This is a genomic window from Streptomyces sp. NPDC107765, assembly GCF_055657085.1.
In genome coordinates this window covers 1-19,860 of the sequence record NZ_JBVKBL010000016.1, presented here as the reverse complement: position 1 = coordinate 19,860, position 19,860 = coordinate 1, and the positions used below count along the sequence as shown (strand labels likewise).

18 protein-coding genes are annotated in these 19,860 nt (G+C 73.0%); 5 read left to right on the top strand and 13 right to left on the bottom strand.

The window, feature by feature from the left end:
• Nucleotides 1-168: 168 nt before the first annotated feature.
• From ACZ7MX_RS31445 to ACZ7MX_RS31420, 6 genes are all read right to left on the bottom strand, one after another.
• Nucleotides 169-1,284 carry an asparaginase gene (locus tag ACZ7MX_RS31445; RefSeq protein WP_472137241.1) on the bottom strand — a complete coding sequence of 372 codons (1,116 nt, stop codon included), beginning with the start codon at nucleotides 1,282-1,284 and terminating at the stop codon, nucleotides 169-171.
• A gap of 185 nt (nucleotides 1,285-1,469) precedes the next feature.
• Complete coding sequence (locus tag ACZ7MX_RS31440) at nucleotides 1,470-2,171, bottom strand: FadR/GntR family transcriptional regulator (RefSeq protein ID WP_472137239.1); 702 nt, start codon at nucleotides 2,169-2,171, stop codon at nucleotides 1,470-1,472.
• A 134-nt stretch (nucleotides 2,172-2,305) separates the two neighbouring features.
• A complete protein-coding gene (locus tag ACZ7MX_RS31435; protein WP_472136978.1) occupies nucleotides 2,306-2,509 on the bottom strand; it encodes a hypothetical protein in 204 nt (67 codons plus the stop codon).
• A complete protein-coding gene (locus ACZ7MX_RS31430) occupies nucleotides 2,506-2,634 on the bottom strand; it encodes a hypothetical protein (protein ID WP_472136976.1) in 129 nt (42 codons plus the stop codon). Before ACZ7MX_RS31430 ends, ACZ7MX_RS31435 begins: the two co-directional genes overlap by 4 nt.
• A gap of 588 nt (nucleotides 2,635-3,222) precedes the next feature.
• Nucleotides 3,223-3,915 (bottom strand): response regulator, encoded by a 693-nt coding sequence (locus tag ACZ7MX_RS31425; RefSeq protein WP_472136974.1) that lies wholly within the window; start codon nucleotides 3,913-3,915, stop codon nucleotides 3,223-3,225.
• Nucleotides 3,916-4,125: 210 nt separating this feature from the next.
• Entirely contained in the window at nucleotides 4,126-5,799 is a 1,674-nt protein-coding gene (locus ACZ7MX_RS31420; RefSeq protein ID WP_472136972.1) for a sensor histidine kinase, read from the bottom strand.
• Nucleotides 5,800-6,025: 226 nt separating this feature from the next.
• Here ACZ7MX_RS31420 and ACZ7MX_RS31415 point away from each other — a divergent pair, with 226 nt between their 5' ends.
• The 3 genes from ACZ7MX_RS31415 to ACZ7MX_RS31405 are packed head-to-tail and all read left to right on the top strand — an operon-like array spanning nucleotide 6,026 to nucleotide 8,795.
• On the top strand, nucleotides 6,026-6,841 hold the full coding sequence (locus tag ACZ7MX_RS31415; protein ID WP_472136970.1) for an ABC transporter ATP-binding protein: 816 nt from the start codon (nucleotides 6,026-6,028) through the stop codon (nucleotides 6,839-6,841).
• Nucleotides 6,831-7,706, top strand: a complete 876-nt coding sequence (locus tag ACZ7MX_RS31410) for an ABC transporter permease (RefSeq protein ID WP_472136968.1) — start codon at nucleotides 6,831-6,833, stop codon at nucleotides 7,704-7,706. Before ACZ7MX_RS31415 ends, ACZ7MX_RS31410 begins: the two co-directional genes overlap by 11 nt.
• 51 nt (nucleotides 7,707-7,757) lie before the next feature.
• Nucleotides 7,758-8,795, top strand: a complete 1,038-nt coding sequence (locus ACZ7MX_RS31405) for an ABC transporter substrate-binding protein (protein WP_472136966.1) — start codon at nucleotides 7,758-7,760, stop codon at nucleotides 8,793-8,795.
• Nucleotides 8,796-8,825: 30 nt separating this feature from the next.
• Here the strand turns inward: ACZ7MX_RS31405 and ACZ7MX_RS31400 are convergent, their stop codons facing one another.
• The 6 genes from ACZ7MX_RS31400 to ACZ7MX_RS31375 form a co-directional block, all read right to left on the bottom strand.
• Nucleotides 8,826-9,914: a trypsin-like serine peptidase gene (locus ACZ7MX_RS31400; protein ID WP_472136964.1), complete on the bottom strand. Its 1,089-nt coding sequence runs from the start codon at nucleotides 9,912-9,914 to the stop codon at nucleotides 8,826-8,828.
• 32 nt (nucleotides 9,915-9,946) lie between these two features.
• A complete protein-coding gene (locus ACZ7MX_RS31395; protein ID WP_472136962.1) occupies nucleotides 9,947-11,077 on the bottom strand; it encodes a trypsin-like peptidase domain-containing protein in 1,131 nt (376 codons plus the stop codon).
• Nucleotides 11,074-14,076, bottom strand: a complete 3,003-nt coding sequence (locus tag ACZ7MX_RS31390; RefSeq protein ID WP_472136960.1) for an ATP-binding protein — start codon at nucleotides 14,074-14,076, stop codon at nucleotides 11,074-11,076. Before ACZ7MX_RS31390 ends, ACZ7MX_RS31395 begins: the two co-directional genes overlap by 4 nt.
• On the bottom strand, nucleotides 14,057-15,184 hold the full coding sequence (locus ACZ7MX_RS31385; RefSeq protein ID WP_472136958.1) for a hypothetical protein: 1,128 nt from the start codon (nucleotides 15,182-15,184) through the stop codon (nucleotides 14,057-14,059). Before ACZ7MX_RS31385 ends, ACZ7MX_RS31390 begins: the two co-directional genes overlap by 20 nt.
• A 7-nt stretch (nucleotides 15,185-15,191) precedes the next feature.
• Nucleotides 15,192-16,031, bottom strand: a complete 840-nt coding sequence (locus ACZ7MX_RS31380) for an alpha/beta fold hydrolase (protein ID WP_472136956.1) — start codon at nucleotides 16,029-16,031, stop codon at nucleotides 15,192-15,194.
• Between the two features lie 100 nt (nucleotides 16,032-16,131).
• Entirely contained in the window at nucleotides 16,132-17,028 is an 897-nt protein-coding gene (locus ACZ7MX_RS31375; protein ID WP_472136954.1) for a DNA/RNA non-specific endonuclease, read from the bottom strand.
• Between the two features lie 209 nt (nucleotides 17,029-17,237).
• Here ACZ7MX_RS31375 and ACZ7MX_RS31370 point away from each other — a divergent pair, with 209 nt between their 5' ends.
• Entirely contained in the window at nucleotides 17,238-18,044 is an 807-nt protein-coding gene (locus ACZ7MX_RS31370; RefSeq protein ID WP_472136953.1) for a caspase family protein, read from the top strand.
• Nucleotides 18,045-18,123: 79 nt separating this feature from the next.
• Here ACZ7MX_RS31370 and ACZ7MX_RS31365 read toward each other — a convergent pair whose 3' ends face one another.
• Entirely contained in the window at nucleotides 18,124-18,315 is a 192-nt protein-coding gene (locus tag ACZ7MX_RS31365) for a DUF6381 family protein (protein ID WP_472136951.1), read from the bottom strand.
• Nucleotides 18,316-18,612: 297 nt separating this feature from the next.
• Between ACZ7MX_RS31365 and ACZ7MX_RS31360 the strand changes: the two genes are divergently transcribed.
• A complete protein-coding gene (locus ACZ7MX_RS31360) occupies nucleotides 18,613-19,740 on the top strand; it encodes a hypothetical protein (RefSeq protein ID WP_472136949.1) in 1,128 nt (375 codons plus the stop codon).
• Nucleotides 19,741-19,860: the final 120 nt, after the last annotated feature.

Sequence of the window (19,860 nt, the reverse complement as noted above, 5' to 3'; positions counted from 1 at the left end):
GCCTCAGCCATGGAGGACCCCGACAGCCATGAAGGACCCGACAGATTCATCACACAGAGTGACCGAGTCGGGAACGAATCACGCTCCGTAATCGTTGCCGGGGTATGAGGAGGCGTCAGGAGGCGTCAGGAGGCAGGAAGCGGGCGGCAAAGGGACAGGGGGCGAGCTCTAGGAAACGGAGTTGGAGGAGGAACCGGAAGCAGGAACCGGAGCAGCCGGAGCAGCGGAAGCGGGACCGGGTCCGGAAGCGGGCATGGACAGGGCCCCCGCCGCCCGCAGCGCCCCGACCGGTGCGCCGCCCCCGATGACCGGTGTGGCGGCGAAGTCGGCGAGGACGTCCGGGTCAACACCGCAGCGCGCCAGGGCAGCCGCGGTCACGGGCATCCGGGCGCGGTCGGCGCCGTCGGCTATCTTCACGCCGACCGCCCGCCCGTCCGGTAGTGCCGCGATCTGAACGCCCTCGAAGCCGTCCTTGGCGAGCAGCCCGGGGATCGCACGCACCAGCCGCGCGGTGTCCCGGTCGGCACCGGAGATCATCTCGGGGTGGGTACGCATGGCGTGCGCGACCCGGCCCTCGTGGGTGTCGGGGGCTGCCGTCCCGAGCCGGGCGGCGGCCCGGGTTAGGCCGTGCAGGGAGACCGCGAAGAGCGGGGCGCCGCAGCCGTCGACGGTGACGCGGGCGATGCGCTGGCCGGTGAGGTCCTCGACCGTCGCGGCGATCTCCCGCTGCAGCGGGTGGTCCGGGTCGAGGTAGGTGTCCCGTTGCCAGCCCCGGGCCAGGGTCGTCAGCAGCATTGCGGCGTGCTTGCCCGAGCAGTTCTGGGTGAGGCGGGTCGGGCCCAGGCCGCGGCGGATCCACTCGTCGCGTTCGGCGGGGCCGTACGGCAGGTCCGGGACGTTGCGCAGGGCGTCGTCGGTCAGGCCGGCACTGGCGAGCATGCGACGGGCGGTGGCCAGGTGGCGTTCGTCGCCGGAGTGGCTGGCGGCGGCGAGGGCCAGCGCTTCGTCGTCCAGCGGCGGCAGGCCCGCGCGGAGCAGGCCGACGGCCTGGAGCGGCTTGAGGGCCGAGCGCGGGTAGAAGGCGGCCTCGATGTCGCCGGCCTGGAACTGCACGCTCCCATCGGCCGCCAGCACCACGACCGAGCCGTGGTGGACGCCCTCGATGATGCCGCCGCGCACCACATGGGCGAGAGGGGCGTGGGCGGGTTCGCGGATTTCGGGCGGGTTTGCCGCCTTGGGCGGGTTCGATGCCGCGTTGGCCCCCATCGTCCCCATCGACGTCATTGCCGTCATCGACCTCATTGCCGTCATCGTCGGCGCCATGTCGGCGGTGGGTGACGGTTCGGGTGAGGGTTCGCTGATGGATGAGGAGCTGATGGGTGAGGAGCTCACGGGGGAGGGGGTGGCGGGCAGTTGGGGTTCCTTTGAGGGGTTGTTGGTGGGGGACGGCTCGTGGAGGGGGTGCTCGGTCACGGCTGGGGCTCGGGTTTCGGGGTGGGGGCCGCGCCGGGGGCGGGGGAGGGGCTGGGGGCGGCGGCGACGATTTGGGTGAGGGTGGTTTCCACGCGGGTGAGGTGGTGGGCCATGGCTTCTTCGGCGTCGGGGGCGGAGTTGTCGATGAGGGCCTCGACGATGGCGCGGTGTTCGCGGTTGGACTGCTCGCGGCGGCCGCCGAGCTCGTTGAGGAACGCCGACTGGCGGGCCAGGGCGTCGCGGATCTCCTCGATGACGCGGCGGAAGACCGGGTTGCGGGCGGCCTGGGCGACCGCCAGGTGGAAGAGGGTGTCCATGGCCACCCAGGCGGTGGTGTCGGTCTCCCGTTCCATCCGTTCCAGCAGGTGGGTGAGGTGGTCGAGGTCCTCCGGGGTGCGGCGCTGCGCCGCGTACCCGGCGACCGGGATCTCCACATGGCGGCGGACCTCCAGGAGGTCGCTCGCCGCGTAGTCGCCGAAGGTGGGGTCGGCCACCGCGCCGTCGGAGACGACGAAGGTGCCCTTGCCGGTGCGCGAGACGGTGAGGCCCATGGTCTGCAGGGCGCGCAGGGCCTCGCGGAGTACGGGGCGGCTCACCTCCAGGCGGCGGCAGAGCTCCGCCTCCGAGGGCAGCTTGTCGCCGACCGCGTATTCGCCCCGTTCGATGGCGCCGCGCAGGTGGTGCAGGACCGCTTCCATCGCGCTGACGCGACGGAGCGCACCGCCGCCGGAGGTCCCGTACGTACCGGAAGCACCAGTAGTGGCTGAGGCTGTCTGGCTGTCTGACAGGTTGGACGTCACGGAGGGATCCTGAGACCTGGGGGGAGGAGATGTCAAGGCGCGGTGGAATGCGGAGGGTGGGGGGTGGGGTCTTCCGTGCGGAGGTCCAGCATGGAGAAGACCTTGTCGTAGCGGCGGCCGCCCATGGCGACGAAGGCGGGCAGGCGGCCGTCTTCGCGGAAGCCGAGGGAGTGGCAGGGGCGGAGTGCGCGGGTGTTGTCGGCGCGCGCGTCGAGGGTGCGGACCTCGATCTTCACCTCGCGGGCACGTCGATCTTCGCCTCGCGGGCATCGGCGACCAAAGCACTGGTCAGCGACCTGCCGATGCCGATGCCGATGCCGATGCCGATGCCGTGAGCCTCGGCGGCCACCGCGATCTTCACCAGATCGGCGTGCTGGCGGTTGGTCGCCTGGGTGTAGCGCAGCCAGTACCCCAGCCCGATCAGCCGGCGGCGGAGGCAGGCGGCGCGTAGTGCCCCGTCGCCGTGCCGTGCGGCTCGCGGGACCCGGGCGATGAGGTCGGCCGCCTCGTCCGGCGCAGGCGGGGTCGTCCCGGCCGAGGGGCTCGCCGGCGCGTACGAGGTCGGCCAGTACGCGGTGGGCCTCGGCGGGGAAGCGGGCCCGCCAGATCCCGGTCGGCGGTCGGTTGCGCTGCGTCGAGCAGGGCGGGCGGGGGTGGCGTCTTCCCTGCCGTTCGTCGAGGTCTCCGTGATCGGGAGGCCAGGGGGTGCGCCTCATCCCCCGGGCCCGGACGGATGGGCCCGGACGGAAGAAATGCCCAGGAAGGCGATCCGGGCCGGGAAGCGAAGCCGTAGCCGCCTGGGGTGGACGGCCGGTGGGACTGGGTGGCCCACGGGACGTGGTCTCGGGCCGGCCCGCGCCGCCCGGCGGGGGCGGTGTTCCGGGCGGCTGGCCGGTGGGAGATGGGCGACCGGTGAGCAGTGGGCGGGCGGTGTCGCCGTGGACTCGGGTCAGCCCGCTGCCGCCCAGCGGTAGCGGTGTTCCGGGCGGCCGGTGTCGCCGTATTTGAGGGTCAGGATGATGTGGCCGCTGCGTTCCAGGTGTTTGAGATAGCGCTGGGCGGTGGAGCGGCTGACGCCGGCGCGGGTGGCGACCTCGTGGGCGGACAGCGGTACCCGGGCCGCGTCCAGGACCCGGCGGATCAGTCCGACGGTGGCAGCGGAGTGGCCCTTGGGGAGTTCGGTGTGCGGGGAGTCGGCGGTCCGGAAGGCGCCGAATATCCGGTCGACCTGTTCCTGGCCGGCCTCGCCGCGGCCGCTCACCCCCTCGACGGTGCGGCGCAGCGCGACATAGCCGTCGAGCTTGGCGCGCAGTCCGGAGAAGCCGAACGGTTTGACGAGGTACTGCAGCGCGCCGGACCGCATCGCGTCCTGGATGGTCGTCACGTCGCGGGCCGCGGTCACCATGATCACGTCGGTGCGGTGGCCGAGTTGCCGCAGCCGCCGGAGCAGCGAGAGCCCGTTCTCGTCCGGCAGGTAGTGGTCGAGCAGCACCAGGTCGGCGTGGGTGCGTTCCAGGGCGGCGAGTGCCTGGGCGGCGGTGTGCGCGCAGCCGGTGACCCGGAAGCCGGGTACCTGGGAGACGTAGGCGGCGTTGATCTCGGCGACGTGGAAGTCGTCGTCCACGACGAGGACGTCGATCATCGGGGGTCTCCGGTCATCGTGACGCTCCGCGGTCAGTCATCGTGACGCTCCGCCGGTCATTCATCGCGCCGCTCCGTCCGTCAATCATCGTGACGCTCCGCCGGTCCTCGTGACCTCGGACGGTCATCCATCGTGACGCGCCGACGTTCACCCATCGGGGCGCGCCGGCGGTCGTGGTGATGTCCGATGGTCATCGGGACGCTCCGGCGGTCATCGTGGCTCTCCGATCGGCGTGGTGGGTGACGTGGTGGGGCGTTCTTCCTGGAGTGCTTCGGGCAGGACGACGGTGAACACCGCGCCGCCGCCGGCGCGGGCGGTGACGCGGGCCATGCCGCCGTAGCGTTCGGCGAGCCGGCGCACCAGTGCCAGGCCGATGCCGCGGCCGCGGTGGAAGGTGACCGGGGTCCCGGCCGGGCGTCCGGTGGCCGGTGGGCGGGGTGTCTTGGTGGACCATCCCTCGGCGAAGATCTGCTCGCGCAGGGCGGGCGGCACTCCGGGGCCGGTGTCGGAGACCCGCAGGACGACGGTGCGGTGCTCGGCGCGCAACTCGACCTCGACGAACGGCTGTTGGCGGTGGCGTTCGGCGGTGGCGTCGAGTGCGTTGTCGATCAGGTTGCCGAGGACGGTCACCAGGTCGCGCGGGTCGACCACGGCGTGCGGCAGCAGGGTGGCGTCGGAGATCCGCAGGGAGACCCCGCGTTCGGCGGCGATGGCGGCCTTGCCGACGAGCAGTGCGGACAGCAGCGGGTCGTGCACCCGCTCGGCGATCTGTTCCGCGGAGGCCCGGTGGGCGCTGGCCACTTCGGTGACGAATTCGACGGCCTTGTCGTACCGGCCGAGTTCGAGCAGGCCGCGTACCGTGTGCAGCTGGTTGGCGTGTTCGTGGTCCTGGGCGCGGAGGGCGTCCAACAGGCCCTGGGTGCCGTCGAGTTCGCGGCCGAGGAGTTCGAGTTCGGTGCGGTCCCGGAGGGTGACCACGGCTCCGCCGTCCCGGGTGGGTACGCGGTTGGCGAGCAGTACCCGGCCGCCGCAGACGGCCAGCAGGTCCGTGCCCGCCACCCGTCCGGCGAGCACTTCCGTGGTCCGGCCCGGCGGCAGCACCTCCTCCAGGGGCCGTCCGGCGGCCCCGGCGTCGAGGCCGAGGAGTCGTCCGGCCTCGTCGTTGACCAGCCGGATCCTGCCGTGCCGGTCGAAGGCGACCACGCCCTCGCGGATGCCGTGCAGCATCGCCTCGCGTTCGTCGAGCAGTGCGGAGATGTCGGTGAACGCGACGCCGTGCGTACGGCGGCGGAGCCGGCGGGCGAGGGCGACCGTGGCCAGGACGCCGACGGCGAGCGCGGCGGCCGCGTAGCGCAGGACGCCGGGGAGGGTGCCGATCAGGCGGCTGTGGACGCTGTCGTAGGCGATGCCGACGGAGACGGCGCCGACGATGCGGCCGCGGGGGTCGCGCAGCGGGACCTTGGCGCGGGCCGAGCGTCCGAGGGTGCCGGTGTCGATCTGGCGCACCTCGCGTCCGGCGAGGGTGCGGCTGGGGTCGGTGGAGACGTGCCGGCCTATTTCGGCGGGGTTGGTGTGCGACCAGCGCACTCCGTGGGTGTCCATGACGACGACGTACAGGGCGCCGGTCGCCCGGCGGATCCGTTCCGCGGCGGTCTGGACCGGTCCGTGCCGGTCGGGCGGGGTGGTGGTGATTTCGCGGGGGAGGTCGGGGTCGGTGGCGGTGGTCTGGGCGATGGACTGGGCCCGGCGCATCGCCTGGTCGTCGAGTTCGGAGCTGAGCGGGGCGAGGAACAGGCTGGTGGCGAGCACCAGCACGCCGGTGGTGAGGGTGAGTTGGGCGGTCAGCACCTGGGCGAAGACGCGCCGGGGCCAGTGGATCCGCATGCTCTCCTCGTCCTCGGGCCCCTGCCGCGTGCGCGCGGAACCGACACATTCTCTTTACGGGGTGATGACCGCAACGGTATGCCGTGCGTGAGCATCCGCGCACCCCCTGGTGATGTTGTTGTTGTTCTAGCGTGAGCAAAACGAGCACAACAGGGTTTGCGCGCAGAAAGGCGGGTTGTGGCCACAAGCGTGTCGGTGTGCCGGATCACACCTAGCGTCCCGGGCCATGAACAGCCACCTGAGCCCCGCCATCGAACTACGGGGCACCAGCAAGACGTTCCGGACGCCGTCGGGCGGTCTGCACACCGCCGTCCGGGATCTGGATCTGGTCGTCGGGCGCGGTGAGTTCGTCGCCGTGGTCGGCCCCACGGGATGCGGGAAGTCCACCACGCTCACCCTGATCAGCGGGCTGGAGGAGCCCACCCGGGGCGAGGTGCTGGTGGCGGGGGAGCCGGTCCGCGGTATCGGCGACACGGTCGGTTTCGTGTTCCAGCAGGACGCGGTCTTCCCCTGGCGCACCGTGCTGTCGAACGTGATGGCCGGGCCGCGTTTCCGCGGCGTGCCGAAGGCGGAGGCGAGGGAGCGGGCGCGGGAGTGGCTGGCCCGGGTCGGGCTGGCGGCCTTCGAGGACCGCTATCCGCATCAGCTCTCCGGTGGCCAGCGCAAGCGGGTCGCGCTGGCCGCGACGTTCGTCAACGATCCGGGGATCCTGCTGATGGACGAGCCGTTCTCGGCGCTCGATGTGCAGACCCGGGCGCTGATGTCGGACGAGCTGCTGGAGCTGTGGTCGGGCACCGGTGCCTCCGTCGTGTTCGTCACGCACGACCTGGAGGAGTCGATCGCGCTCGCCGACAAGGTGGTGGTGATGACGGCCGGGCCGGCGACCGTCAAGGAGGTCTTCGAGATCGATCTGCCGCGGCCCCGGCGGGTCGAGTCGGTGCGGCTGGAGCCGCGGTTCATCGAGATCTACCGGGAGATCTGGTCCTCGCTCGGCGAAGAGGTCCGCATCACCCGCGAGAGGGGTGCCGCCGATGCCGCCTGAGACCGTCTCCGCGCCCGTCGCGGTGGTCAAGTCCGGTGCCCGTGCGGACCGTTCGCGGGAGCGGGCGCGGGCCGCGCGCCGGCGCCGGCTGCTGGTGTACGGCACCCGGGTGCTGCTGCTCGTCGGTCTGCTCGGGTTGTGGGAGGGGCTGGCCCGGGCCGCGGTCATCGATCCGTTCAACTTCTCGATGCCGTCGAGGATCTGGGACCAGATGAGCCAGTGGGCGCTGAACGGCACCCCGCAGGGCCCGTTGTGGGAGCAGATCTGGTACACGCTCTATGAGGCGCTGCTCGGCTGGGTGATCGGTGTGCTCACCGGGGTGGTGCTGGGCATCGCGCTGGGCCGGGTGCGTTTCCTGGCCGATGTGCTCGGCCCGTACATCAAGGTGCTCAATGCGCTGCCGCGGATCGTGCTGGCGCCGATCTTCCTGATCTGGTTCGGTCTGGGCCCGGCGTCCAAGGTGGCGTCCGCCGTGGTCCTGGTGTTCTTCCCGGTGTTCTTCAACGCGTTCCAGGGCGCGCGGGAGGTGGACCGCAATCTGGTGGCCAACTCCCGGATCCTGGGGGCGAGCAACCGTCAGGTGACCTTGCAGGTGGTGATCCCGTCGGCCACCTCGTGGATCTTCACGAGCCTGCACGTCAGCTTCGGTTTCGCGCTGATCGGCGCGATCGTCGGCGAGTACATCGGCGCGACCAAGGGCCTCGGCCTGCTGGTCTCGGCGTCCCAGGGCACGTTCAACGCGGCCGGTGTGTATGCCGCCATGGTGATCCTCGCCGTGGTCGCTCTGGTCGCCGAGGGCCTGCTGGCGTTCCTGGAGAAGCGGCTGTTCCGCTGGAGGCCGGCCGACGCCTCGGACGCCCGCTGACCGCCGTGCTCCTTCTTCCGTCCACCCACTGATGAATTCAAGGATTTGATCATGCGTACGTCCGTCAAGCTGACCGCCGCGGCGGCCTCCGCCCTGCTCGCCCTCACCACGCTCACGGCCTGTGGTGACAACGGATCGAAGGACGCCGCGGCCGGCGACAACGGCAAGATCAAGATCATGGTGGGTGGTCTCGACAAGGTCATCTACCTGCCGGCCAGACTCACCCAGCAGCTGGGTTACTTCGAGGACGAGGGGGTGCACGTCACGCTGCTCACCGAACCGGCCGGTGTGCAGGCCACCACCTCGCTCCTCTCCGGTGACGTCCAGGGCGTCGTCGGCTTCTACGACCACACCCTCGACCTGCAGGTGAAGGGCAAGCAGGTGGAGTCGGTGGTGCAGTTCGCGCACGCCCCCGGCGAGGTGGAGGTGGTCTCCACCAAGGCGGCCGGGGGCCTCACCTCGGCCAAGGACTTCAAGGGCAAGAAGCTCGGCGTCACCGGGCTCGGCTCGTCCACCGACTTCCTGACCAAGTACCTCGCGGTGAAGAACGGGGTGCAGACCAACGAGTTCACCCCGGTGGCGGTCGGCGCCGGGCAGACCTTCCTCTCGGCGATGAAGCAGGGTTCGATCGACGGCGGGATGACCACCGACCCGACCGTCGCGCAGGTCCTCGACAAGAACCTGGGCAAGGTGCTCATCGACATGCGCACGCCGGAGGGGTCGAAGGAGGCGCTCGGCGGCCCGTACCCGTCGTCCAGCCTCTACATGAACACCGACTGGGTGAACAGCCACAAGGACACCGTGCGCAAGCTCGCCAAGGCCTTCGTGAAGACCCTGAAGTGGATGTCCACGCACACGCCCGAGCAGATCGCCGCCAAGATGCCGGCCGACTACGCGCAGGGCGGCAAGGAGCTCTATGCGCAGGCGATCAAGGACACCCTGCCGATGTTCACCAAGGACGGCGTGATGCCGGCCGACGGCCCGGCGACCGTGCAGCGGGTGCTGAAGTCCTTCAACCCGAACCTCAAGAACGCCTCGGTCGACCTGAAGAAGACCTACACCACCGAGTTCGTCAAGAACGGCGGCTGACCGGCGGTCGGGGCGCGGCCCGGGCGGACTTCAGACGAAGTTGATCTCCGCCCGGGCCAGCAGCGGGTCCTCGACCAGCTGCCACAGCGGCACGGCGTAGTTGCCGAGGCCGTAGCGGCCGCCGAAGTGCAGGCCGAGCACCCGGTGGTCGGTGAGGTCGATGACGGGGGAGCCGCTGTTGCCGCCCAGCGTCGAGCAGTCGTGCTGGATGACGTTCCGGTCCGGCACCAGCCCCGTGGTGGTGCCGGGCTGCAGCCGTTTGACGTTGTAGATGTCCATGAAGATCCGGCGCATCGACTCGGGTTCGTTGCGCCGGCCGTCGTACGCCGGGTAGCCCACGCAGTACACCGGGCGGCCGGGCAGATCGGCCGGGGCGTCCGCGGCCACCGCCAGGGGAGGGGGCAGCGCGCTGCCGCCGGGCGGCGGGGCGACCCGCAGCAGGGCCAGGTCGACGTCCTCGTGGACGCCCACCACCTCGACGACGTCGAACGAGGGGCTCGCCGCGCCGGGTGCCGGGCCGCCGCCCCCGAGCAGCGGGTCGACGTACTCCTCGCCGGTGTCGACATTGGCGCTGATGCCCTGCTGGAAGGTCCAGCCGCGGCCGTCGCCGCGGGCGAACTCCAGCGCCACATGACGATTCGTCAGGACGGTGTCCGGGCCGACCAGGAACGCGGTCCCCAGCCAGTCCAGGCTGATGTGGCCGGACAGTTCGACCCGGCCGACCCGTGCGAACGACTCCCGGATCGCCGCCCGGTGCCCGTCGAGCACCGCCCAGTCGCCCTGCTGGGCCGCGAAGTCGTGGTTCTGGACGAGGATCGCCGGCCGGCCCTCCAGCAGGACGATCGCCTCCATGCCGAAGGACTCGTCGTCGCTGATCTCGTCCGTGCGCCCCTCGGCGAGCTTCTCCAGGCCGATCGCGCCCGCGGTCAGCACCCGGGCCCGCTCCGCCTGCGCGAACTGCGCGATCTGGCCGGCCGGTTGCTGCTCCGCCGGCAGTTCCTCCAGGGATTCCGGGATCTCGGACGACAGCCCGTCCCGTACCCGTGCCGCGACCTCGTGCAGATCCGAGAAGACCTGCTCCGGGCCGGCCGCGACCGGTGATCTGTTCCGCCTTGGCATCTCGCCCTCCTCGATGGCGCCGCCGCCTCGCGCTACGGCGCCGCTTGTGCCGCCTGGATCTCGGCATGGATGCCGGGACTGGTGGTTTCCAGATGGCGCAGCACGCTGCGCATCTGGGTGCCTACGTTGACGAATGCCGTGGTCCGGCCCTGGAACAGCACGTTCTCCACGCGCCGGGTGCCCCGGTGGAGCGCCACCACCTTCCAGTCGTCCGTGAGGACCGGCGAGCCCGAGGACCCGCCGCGGGTGTCGGTGAAGTAGCGCACGTCGTTCTCGTCCGCCTCGTAGACGAGGTTGTTGCGCAGCGCGACCCGCTTCGGCAGGCCGCCGGGGTGCTGGATGATGTTGACCGCCACGTAGTCGCCCCGGCCGACCGTCAGCGGCCGTTCCGCCAGTCGCAGCACCGGCCGGGCCGGCGCCTCGGCCAGCCGCAGCAGCGCGTAGTCCAACGCCGCGTCCGCCGCGACGAGTTCGGCGACCGCGGCCTCCTCGGTCTCGATGTCGTCGGTGTCGTAGTCGAACCGGGCACGGGTGTGCCGGGCCTGCAGGTGCAGGTCCTCCGGGTCGGCCACCGGCCGTCCCGCGCCGGTCCCGGCCCGGGCGTTGACCACATGGTGATTGGTGACGAGCAGGTCGGGGGCGATCAGCCAGCCGGTCCCGGAGTGCGGGAAGCCGTTCGGCTGCATCGGCGAACCCCCTTGGTACGGCGGGACCTTGAGGCGCGCCACCGCCCCGCCGGCCAGCTCCCCGCCGCGCAGGAACCCGATCGGCACGGTGTCGTCCCGGTGGACGATCTCCTCCTTGATCTCCCCGGGTGCGGGCATCGAGGCCAGGACGTCCGGCTCGCCGCCCGCCTGGCGCGCCACGTCGTCCAGGGCCCGCTGGAAGACGGTGAGCGGCTCGGCCTCGGTGGTCTCGGCGACGGCGTTGCGCAGCCAGATCTCCAGCGGCACCGAGCCGTCGACCAGCCGCTCCACCCGGTTCATCTGGCTGAGGTCGGAGTGCACCTGGCGGCCCGGCGCGGGGTGCAGCGGCAGCGTGCCGCGGTAGCGCGGCATGATCCCGTCCATCAGCAGCGGCCGCACCGACGGGTCGGCGAGCCCGGTCTCCACCGCGGCGTCGAGCACCGCCCGGATCTCGTCCGGCGAGAGGTAGCCGTTCACCGGTCGTCCCGCCTTTCGCGCGCGCGTCGTTCCTCGGGGGCCGGGGCGGCGCGGACGTGCGCGCCGGTGGTGGTCCGTGCGCCGCTGCCCACTCCCATCGCCGCGGCCACCCCGGCGACGATCTCCCCGCTCCGGTCCGGTACGGCCAGCAGGCGCCGGGCCAGCGCGTCGAGGGTGCCGCGGTCCCGGGCCAGCCGCAGGATCCCGGCGATGCTGGTCGGTGCGGCCCCGGGTTCCGGGCGGGACGGCCCGGCGGCCTCGTCCAGGATCTCCATCACCTTGCCCAGCAGTGCCGGCTGCCTGCGGGTCGCCCGGCGCATCGCCGCGCCCAGCGCGTCCAGCGTCTCGTCGTCGGACGGCAGCCCCACCACCTCCACCGCGTGTTCCAGCGCACCGGGGGCCTGGGCGTAGATCTGCGAGGCGACCGCGCGCACCAGCACCGGTCGCTCGGACAGCACGTCGTCGGGCAACTTCCGCAGCCGCTCGGCGAGTTGCCGGCCGGTGGCCGGCTCCGCGCGCCCCTCGTCGGCGGTCAGCCGGGCCCGGGCCAGCAGGGCGCCCATCGCCTCCAGGTCCTGCCCGAGGCCCACCGCGACGTCCTCCGCGGCCCGCAGAGCGCGGTCGGCGTGCACCGGATCGCCGTCCTCCTGCGCGAGCCGCGCGGAGAGCAGCAGCAGCTCCAGCCGGCGCTCCCCGCACTCCGCGCGCCCGAGCGGGACCAGGGCGTCCGCGACCGCCCGCCGGGCCTCGCCGCGCCGCCCGACACGGCTGAGCGCCTCGGCGTACAGGGCGTGCAGCGGACTGCACGGCGTCCAGGGGCGGCGCCGGCCGACCCGCTCCAGGGCCGCCGCCGCGAAGCCCTGCGCCAGCAGGTCCTCGACCTCCTGGGCGGCGATCCGCTCCCAGTCCTCCTGGTCCGCGCCGGCCGCCACGTGGTCGGGCGCACCGCCGCCGAGCCGGGCGGTGAGCAGCCCCGCGGCCCGCGGCGACATCTCCTGCCCGGCCCCGGCGAGGAACCGTTCGACGCCCGGCAGCCAGCGCTTCTCGACCGAGCGCGGGTTCTCGTCCAGCCGCAGCCGGTGGTAGATCTCCTCGGCGCGGGCCTCCAGTCCGTCGCGGGCCGCGTAGTACGCCACCGCGCGCCGCTCGACCTCCCGCATCACCGCGGTGCGGTCGCCGCCGGGCAGCCGCAGCATGATGGCCCGGACGTCGCCGCGGTAGCGCACCGCGTCGGGAGCGGCCGGCTCGACCATGTCCAGCCGGCTCAGCTCGTCGAACAGCTCCCGGGCCCGGTCCGGGCCCGGTACGTCGAGGCCGCACGGCCCGGCGAGCACGTCCCGGATGATCTCCGGGGTGATGACCCGCAGCACCAGGCCGGGGTGGGCGAGCCGGCGGACGTCCTCGTCGGCGATGTGGCTGAGGATCCGGTCGTAGAGGATGCCCTGCACCAGCAGTTGGTCGACCCGGCGGAAGACCTCCCGCCGGCGTTCGGGCAGGCTGCGGATCAGCTCACCGGTCGGTTCGCCCGCCAGGCCCGCGAGGGTCGCGGCCCGCGCCGCCAGCTTCAGGCTGAGCGGATGCCCGCCGACCCGGGCGGCCAGCTCCCGGGCCACCTCGGGGTCGTTCACGCCGCAGGACGCGAGCACGCCCACCGCCGCCTCCGGGTCGAGTTCGCCGAGTTCGATGTCGAACGACTCCACCCGTTTCGCCGGGTGCGCGACCGGTGCGCGCCCGGAGACCACGAACCGCAGCCGCGGATAGGCGCTCTGGAACGCCCTGTAGACCGCCACCATCCGGCCCAGGGCCGGTGAGCCGCGGTACTGCGCCTCCTCGAAGGTGTCGACGGCCATCACGAACGGCGGGTCCGGCTCGTCCGGGCGGGACTTCTGCTCCGCGACCGCCCGCGTCAGGACCTCGCCGACCCGCCGGACCAGCCCGGTCTCCCGGCCGGTGGCCGCCGACTGGAACTGCTGCGAGTAGCTGCGCCCGAGGACCGCCCGGGTGGCGGCGAGTTCCTGCAGCTGGGTCACCCGCTCCTGCCCCTCGCGCTGGCTGCGGGCGACCTGCTGGCACTCCTCCGCCAGCGCGTCCAGCTCGGCGCGGTGGGCCGGGTACTGGATGCCGAGCTGCCGGGCCGCCTCGGCGATCAGCGTGATCGGCTCGTGGACGGAGAGGGTGGGCCGCTCGAAGTCGATGTAGGCGAACGGGATGCCGCCGGCCGGGTCGTGGACGCTGTCGAGCAGGAACTTGGCGAGCAGGGTGCTCTTGCCCATGCCGCCGGGCCCGTGGATGACCATCGCGGGGACCGGCGGGGGACCGCCGCCGGGGCCGGCCGCCGGCGGCCCGGGCGGTGCGGCGCCGGCGGGCAGCGCGAGGTAGGCGCGCAGCTCGGCGAGTTCGGCGGACCGGCCCTGGAACGGGCGGCGGACCAGGCGTTCCAGCGGCTCCAGCAGCCGGGCCCGCTCCAGGGCGCGCTGCAGCCGGCCGGTGTCCGGCAGGCCGGTCATGCCCGGCACCCGGGACAGCCACAGCACCGCCTGCAGCGCGTCGGCCAGTTCACCGGCGGTCAGCCGGTCGATCGCCAGCGGCGTGCCGAACAGCTGGGCCAGCGCGAACCGTTCCGGCCCGGGCCCGTCCGGCAGCTGGCCGATGTTGGCGGCGAGCAGGCGCCGGGCCGCCTCGGGCCCGGCCAGCCCGCCGAGCGCCTCCTCCCGGACCTCGGCCTTCAGCGCCCAGCCGGCCTGGTCCCGCATGCCCAGGGTCGTGCAGTCGTCGACGAGTTCCAGGACCGCCCGGCCGGTGGCGTGCTTCTCGTCGGGCAGCCGCAGCTCGCGCGGGTCGAAACGGGCCAGCAGGCAGGCCGCCTCCCGGTAGGCGCGGCGGGTGGGGGAGACGCCGCCGCGGCGCTCCCCGCCGGTGTGCAGCGCCTCGCGCAGCCGGGCCGCGAAGACCTCCCGCAGGCCCGACGGGGCCCCACGCTCAGAGGGACCGATAGACACGGACCGCTCCCTCCACCGCTGTACTGACCCGGCGCATGTAGCTCTCGCCGGCCCCGCCGCCGGATTCCGCGGCGTAGAGCACCTCTTCCACGGCGACCTCGACGAGTTCGTCGATGGCCGACCCGGGCGGCCCGCCGGCCGCCAGCACCTCCGGCGGCGATTCGTGGAAGACCTGGTGGAAGAAGGACCGCAGATCGCCCGGTTCGACGACCCGCGCGGTGTCCCAGGACACACTGCCGCGCAGGTCGTACGGGAGCTGGCGCATGGCACGCCCGTAGCCGAGCAGCACCAGCCGGGGCGCCTGGTCGCCGTGGACCGCGGAGTGCTCGTAGACGGCCGTGGCGAGCTGTCCGATGAAGTCCCACACGTCGGAGCTGGGGTCGAGCCGGTCGCACTCGTCGAGCACCAGCCACAGCCGCTCCTCGGCGGCGGTGGCGCGGCCGGCGACCCAGTGCGCGGCCTCGTCGACGGACGGCAGCGGGTCGTTGAGGCCGGTGGGGTCGATCGGGGCGGGGCCGGTGCCCGGTTCGGCGACGAAGTCGGCCAGCCGCCGGACGACCTTGGCCGCGGTGGAGGTCCGCGACAGGGTGACCCGGACGGGACGGAAGCCGCTGTGCTGACCGATGTGGCGCAGGAAGGTGTAGGTGTACGAGCGGCCGCTGTCCGGCTCGCCGTCGACCAGCAGGATGCACTTGTCGGGGTCGGCGATGAACCGGCGCAGCGTCTCCCGCAGGCCCTGCCGGTCGATGAAGGCCTCGGTGCCGTTCTTCAGCACGCAGGTGCGGAAGGTGTCCTGCGCGGCGTGGGCGCGGCAGTCCTCCCGCAGCCGGTCCCGGAACTCCCGGACCTTCACGATGTCGGGCAGCACGGCCAGTTCGTCGACCGCGGTGAGCGCCTCCACCAGCCGCAGCTGCCGCTCGATGTCCGTGCGCGAGCGGTGCACGAGGGTCCGGGCGTTGTCCGAGCTGATGTGGGTCAGCGGCAGCGCGGCGACGAAGTCCTCGGGGAAGCCGTACTCGGCGAGCCGGTCGTGCGGCTCGGTGGTGTCGACCAGATGGTTCTGCACCCAGGTGGTGACGAGGTCCCACTCGGTTTCGGTCAGCGGCATGCCCGGCCTACCCCGGACCGTCGCCGAAGATCCGCAGCACCGGTTCGCGCACCGGGTGCTGCGACAGGTACGCGTCGATGCCGTGGTGGTTGCGGCTGTCGTTGGTGACCAGCACATCGGTGACCCGGTCCTCGGGTGCGTACTCGGGGCGCAGGGTGTGGTCCAGCGCCACCAGGTCCCGCAGGTCGGAGGCGTTGCGCCAGGCCGCCACACCGTCCGGTACGGCCGGCGGGCGGGCCAGCCGGTCCTGGATCTCGGTGATCGCCAGCGGTGAGCCGACGGTGACCAGCAGCGCGACGTCGCGCTTGCGCTCCCGCAGCACCTCGTAGGCGATGACCGTGCCCAGGCTGTGTCCGACCACGACCAGCGGGCCGCCGTCCAGGCCGTCCAGTGCCTCCTGCATCACGGCGCGCATCGCCGGTCCCGCCCCGCCGAAGAAGTAGGCGTACACGTCCTTGAACGCGTGCTGCACCAGGGCCCGGAACAGCGCGGTGCGGCCGGGCCGGGGCAGCGGCACGACCTCCAGCGGGAGTGCGTCGGCCGGCGCGGGCTCCGGGGCGGCCTCGGTGTGCGCGAGGGTGTCCGCGAGGTAGGTCATGTCCCGCAGCCAGTCGGCCAGGGCGTCCTCGTCGGGGCCCGCCCGCCGCTCCAGGGCCGTGCCGCCGGCCTCCTGCCGGGCCTCGTCGAGGGTCCGCGCCACGAACGCGTCGGCGGGCGGGACGGCGGCCGCGGCCCGCTCCTCCGGGCCGGCCGGGGAGCCCTTGGCCGGCTCCGGGCCGCCGTCCAGCGGGTCCGGCCGGTGGTCGGGCAGCGGCGCGGGGTAGCGCACCGGCGCCCAGTAGGCCATCCGCGACGTCCCATTGGGACTTGAGCAGGTCCGAGCGGACCTTGTTGCCGTTGCCGTGGATGTAGACGACGCTCGGTCGCATGGTGGGTCCCCTCGCCGTTCAGTCGCGCCGCAGCACGATGTCGTCGTGCGACGCGAGTCGTTTCCAGCGTTCCTCCGGGGCGCGCCGCACCGGCATCAGGTCGGCGGCCGGCAGCGGGCCCAGGTCCAGTGAGGTCAGCTCGGCGACGTCCGACACCGGTACCTGGAAGGTGCGGTAGGCGCCCAGCGGCGGCGGTGCGCCCGGCACCGCGCCGGCCAGCGCCCGGTCGGCGTCCCGGATCAGGTCCGGGCTCTGGTCCAGGACGTACGCGGTGGCCGCGAGCGCACCGTCCTGGAGGAACGCGGCCACCTTCCAGAAGCGCAGCGGCACCTGGATGCCCCGGTAGGGCGGGTCGGAGTCGTGCAGCACCGGCCCGGTGAGCACGGCCAGTCTGCGGTCGTGGGGGGCGGCGTGGCCGAGCAGGTGGTCCGTCAGCCCGTCCCAGAGCTGTTTGGCCTGGTTGACCACGTCGGCCTGCGGGGCGGCGTTGGTGTAGTGGAAGGTGTCCGCATCGGCCCGGCCGGCCTCCGCCGCCTCGCCCCAGACCGGGTCGGGGCGGCGCACCAGAGGGCCCTTGTCCAGGGAGTTGTCCCGGTAGACCGCGTCGCCGGCCTGCAGGTCCTCGGGCAGCCTGGGGTCGAACCGCCAGTGGCCCTCCCGCGGTACGTGCTGCCGCAGCAGCCGGCCGTCGACGCAGGCGCCGGTGGCCGCCGCCAGCCGCCGGTCCGGGCGCAGCAGCACCGTGAAGTGGGTGTACGGCAGGACCACGGTCCGCGTCCCGGGGACGGCCGGCACCGGCAGCGGGACGGGCACGCCGAGGAAGTGCTCGTCGTAGCCCGCGCGGTCCGCCAGGGCGTCCCCGGGCGCCGGGCCGGTCGTGGCACGGCCGGCCCGGGACGCATCGGATGTGGTCATATGGCAACCGCTTCCCGGTGGTACGGCCCGCCGACCGGCGTCCCCGGCGAAGCCACTCCAACAGCCGCCCGCACCGGCCCGCACCGGCCGCCGGCGTGCGTGCAGGGGACCGTTCAGGCGGTTGGGCGGGCCGGCGAGTTCACCGGCCGGCGGGCCACGGAACGCATCCAGGCGTTGCCCCGACCCCCGCCGCTGCCAAGGAGCCCGCGATGCCCACCGGCCTCTCCCTCCACGTCGGACTCAACCAGGTCGATCCCGCCCGGTACGGCGGCTGGGACGGCCGGCTCGTCGCCTGCGAGAACGACGCCCACGACATGGCCGCGCTGGCCCGCGGCGCCGGCTTCGCCCCGACGACCCTGCTCACCCCCGACGGCACCGTCGAGCGCGTCACCGCCGAACTGCGCAAGGCCGCCAAGACGCTCAAGAGCGGCGACATCCTGCTGCTCACCTACTCCGGGCACGGCGGCCAGGTCCCCAACACCACCGGCGGCGACGACGAGGCGGACCGATTCGACGAGACGCTGGTGCTGTACGACCGGGAATTCCTCGACGACGAGCTGCACCGGGAATTCGGCCGGTTCGCCCGCGGCGTCCGCCTCCTCGTCGTCCTCGACTGCTGCCACAGCGGCACCGCCGTCGAAATGCCGGACCAGGGTGACTCCGCCCACGCCGCCCGGCTGATGCCGCCCGACCGGCAGTACGAGATCTACCGGCGCGACCAGGAATTCTTCCAGGAGATCCAGCGGGAACTCGGCGCCCGCAAGAGCCGCGACGCGGCCGCCGACGCCCTGCTCCTCGCCGCCTGCCAGGACAACCAGCTGGCCTCCGACGGCGACACCAACGGGAAATTCACCGGGACCCTCCTGGACGTCTGGAACGGCGGCGCCTTCCGCGGCGGCTACCGCACGTTCCACCGCGACATCCAGCGCGGTATGCCGCCCACCCAGAGCCCCAACCTCTACACGACCGGAAATCCCGACCCGGCCTTCCTGGAACAGCAGCCGTTCACCGTGTGACGGCCCCCGCGGCCCTGCCGGGGAACGCGGACGGGACGCGGCCCGCCGGCCACGTCCCGTCCCGTCGTTGTCGTCCCGCTCACTCCGAGGGGTAGATGTCACCGCCCCGCATCATGCTTTCCTGCTCGCTCTGCGACTGCAGCCGGCGGGCCTTCTCCTGGAGCCGCTTCCGCTCCTCCGGATCATTGGTGCGCTCCGCGCTCTCCTGCAATTCCCTCGCCTTGTCCCGCATCTGCTGAATGCGTGCACGGGATTCTCCGGTTGCGTCCATGGTCTGTCCTCGCACTGTGTAGGGAAGCTGCCCGATACCAGCGAATCAGGCCCGGCGGCCCACGGCACCTCGAAAATCCCGCCGCCCCGGCTGAGGGAAAGCCGGCCGCCCCGAGTCCTTTCGCCGCTCCGCCCGCGGACGCGGCGCGCCCGGGCGTCCCGGCGTGTCTCCACCGGATGGCCTTCCTGAATGGCGACCGCGCCGAAGAGGGACGTTGGCTGAAGCACAGCAGCACAACGTCCGCCGAGTGTCAGCGCTCCTGGTGTTTGACGCTCCCATCGTTCAGTGGAGTCCTCCATGACATCCGAACCAGCTCTTTGTGGGGGCGACGCCGAACTGTCATCGACAGAACACGGCGAGCACATTCCGCCCCTCACCCCTGAGAAGAACTCGGCCCGCACGATTCTGTGGGAGGCAGTCACCCATCGGCCCTTGGAGGAAGTCGCCGCCCTCGTGGAACTGCTCCGCCGGAGCGGCGACGTTCCCAATCCCGGCGACGAAGCCCTCCGGCTGGCGGTCGTTTCCCGTCCGGTGAGCGAGGTCGCGGAGCTCTTCGACCTGCTCCGGTCCGACCCGCACACCGCGGAGGCCGGGTACGACGCGCTGCGCGCGGCGGCCGTCGGCCGGTCCGTCGAGGAGGTCGCGCAGCTCATCGAGCTGTTCGACCGGACGAAGGCGGACGGCTCCGACCCGTACGGCATGCCCCCGCACTTCCCGTCGGACCCCGGCCCGGGGGGTTCCGGCGGTCCCGGGGGCCCCGGCGGTCCGGGCGGTCCGGGCGGCGGGCCGGGGGAGCCCGAGCCCACCACCGCCATGCCGTTCCTCGACCCGGACGTCCGCCCCCTCGGTCCCACCGGGCAGCCGGCCGGCGCGGGCGGACGGTACGACACCGCGGCGCACCAGCAGCCGCCGCAGCGCACCCCCTGGTCCCGTCCCGCCGCCAACCAGCAGCAGGGCGGGCAGCCGGCGTGGGCCCAGCAGCACGCCGGGCACGACGAGCCCCGGCAGCCGGGCTACGCGTTCCCCGGTGTGCTGCGGTCCGTGCTGCGCTGGCCGGCCGCGGCCGCGCTGGCGCTGTGCGGGCTGGGCCACCTGCCGGTGCACTCCGGGCACATGCAGGGCGCCCAGGCGGCCGCCGGGCTGTCGATGGCCATCGCCGTGGTCTACCTGCTGCTGGCCGGCTGGCTGGCGATGCGGGACACCGCTCTGGTCTGGACGGTCAGTGCCGCGGCGGCCATGGTCATCATCGCGCTGCACGCGCTGTCCCGGGCGGGCGTGCTGACGCCCCTGGGCGGCGGTCTCGGCGAGACCGGGATGTGGCCCGAAATGCTGGCGGTGGCCCTGGCGATCGTCAGTGCGGGCCTGGCCGGGGCGGCGCTGCTCAGCCGTCCCCGCCGGGTAGGTCCGGCACCGGCCGGAGCGTAACCGGCCGCAGAAGCCGGCCACGGGCGCGGGGGGGGGAGCAAAGACGGGGGGCAAAAGACGCCCCCCCCCACCCCCATCCGTCCCCCCCCCCCAACACGCGAGGGGCCACAAACACACAAC

Bases quoted from the DNA above. Each gene is read 5' to 3' on its own strand.
- ACZ7MX_RS31445 (WP_472137241.1), bottom strand. From the start codon at position 1,284: ATGACGTCGATGGGGACGATGGGGGCCAACGCGGCATCGAACCCGCCC.
- ACZ7MX_RS31440 (WP_472137239.1), bottom strand. From the start codon at position 2,171: ATGGAAGCGGTCCTGCACCACCTGCGCGGCGCCATCGAACGGGGCGAA.
- ACZ7MX_RS31425 (WP_472136974.1), bottom strand. From the start codon at position 3,915: ATGATCGACGTCCTCGTCGTGGACGACGACTTCCACGTCGCCGAGATC.
- ACZ7MX_RS31420 (WP_472136972.1), bottom strand. From the start codon at position 5,799: ATGCGGATCCACTGGCCCCGGCGCGTCTTCGCCCAGGTGCTGACCGCC.
- ACZ7MX_RS31415 (WP_472136970.1), top strand. From the start codon at position 6,026: ATGAACAGCCACCTGAGCCCCGCCATCGAACTACGGGGCACCAGCAAG.
- ACZ7MX_RS31410 (WP_472136968.1), top strand. From the start codon at position 6,831: ATGCCGCCTGAGACCGTCTCCGCGCCCGTCGCGGTGGTCAAGTCCGGT.
- ACZ7MX_RS31405 (WP_472136966.1), top strand. From the start codon at position 7,758: ATGCGTACGTCCGTCAAGCTGACCGCCGCGGCGGCCTCCGCCCTGCTC.
- ACZ7MX_RS31400 (WP_472136964.1), bottom strand. From the start codon at position 9,914: ATGCCAAGGCGGAACAGATCACCGGTCGCGGCCGGCCCGGAGCAGGTC.
- ACZ7MX_RS31385 (WP_472136958.1), bottom strand. From the start codon at position 15,184: ATGCCGCTGACCGAAACCGAGTGGGACCTCGTCACCACCTGGGTGCAG.
- ACZ7MX_RS31380 (WP_472136956.1), bottom strand. From the start codon at position 16,031: ATGGCCTACTGGGCGCCGGTGCGCTACCCCGCGCCGCTGCCCGACCAC.
- ACZ7MX_RS31375 (WP_472136954.1), bottom strand. From the start codon at position 17,028: ATGACCACATCCGATGCGTCCCGGGCCGGCCGTGCCACGACCGGCCCG.
- ACZ7MX_RS31370 (WP_472136953.1), top strand. From the start codon at position 17,238: ATGCCCACCGGCCTCTCCCTCCACGTCGGACTCAACCAGGTCGATCCC.
- ACZ7MX_RS31365 (WP_472136951.1), bottom strand. From the start codon at position 18,315: ATGGACGCAACCGGAGAATCCCGTGCACGCATTCAGCAGATGCGGGAC.
- ACZ7MX_RS31360 (WP_472136949.1), top strand. From the start codon at position 18,613: ATGACATCCGAACCAGCTCTTTGTGGGGGCGACGCCGAACTGTCATCG.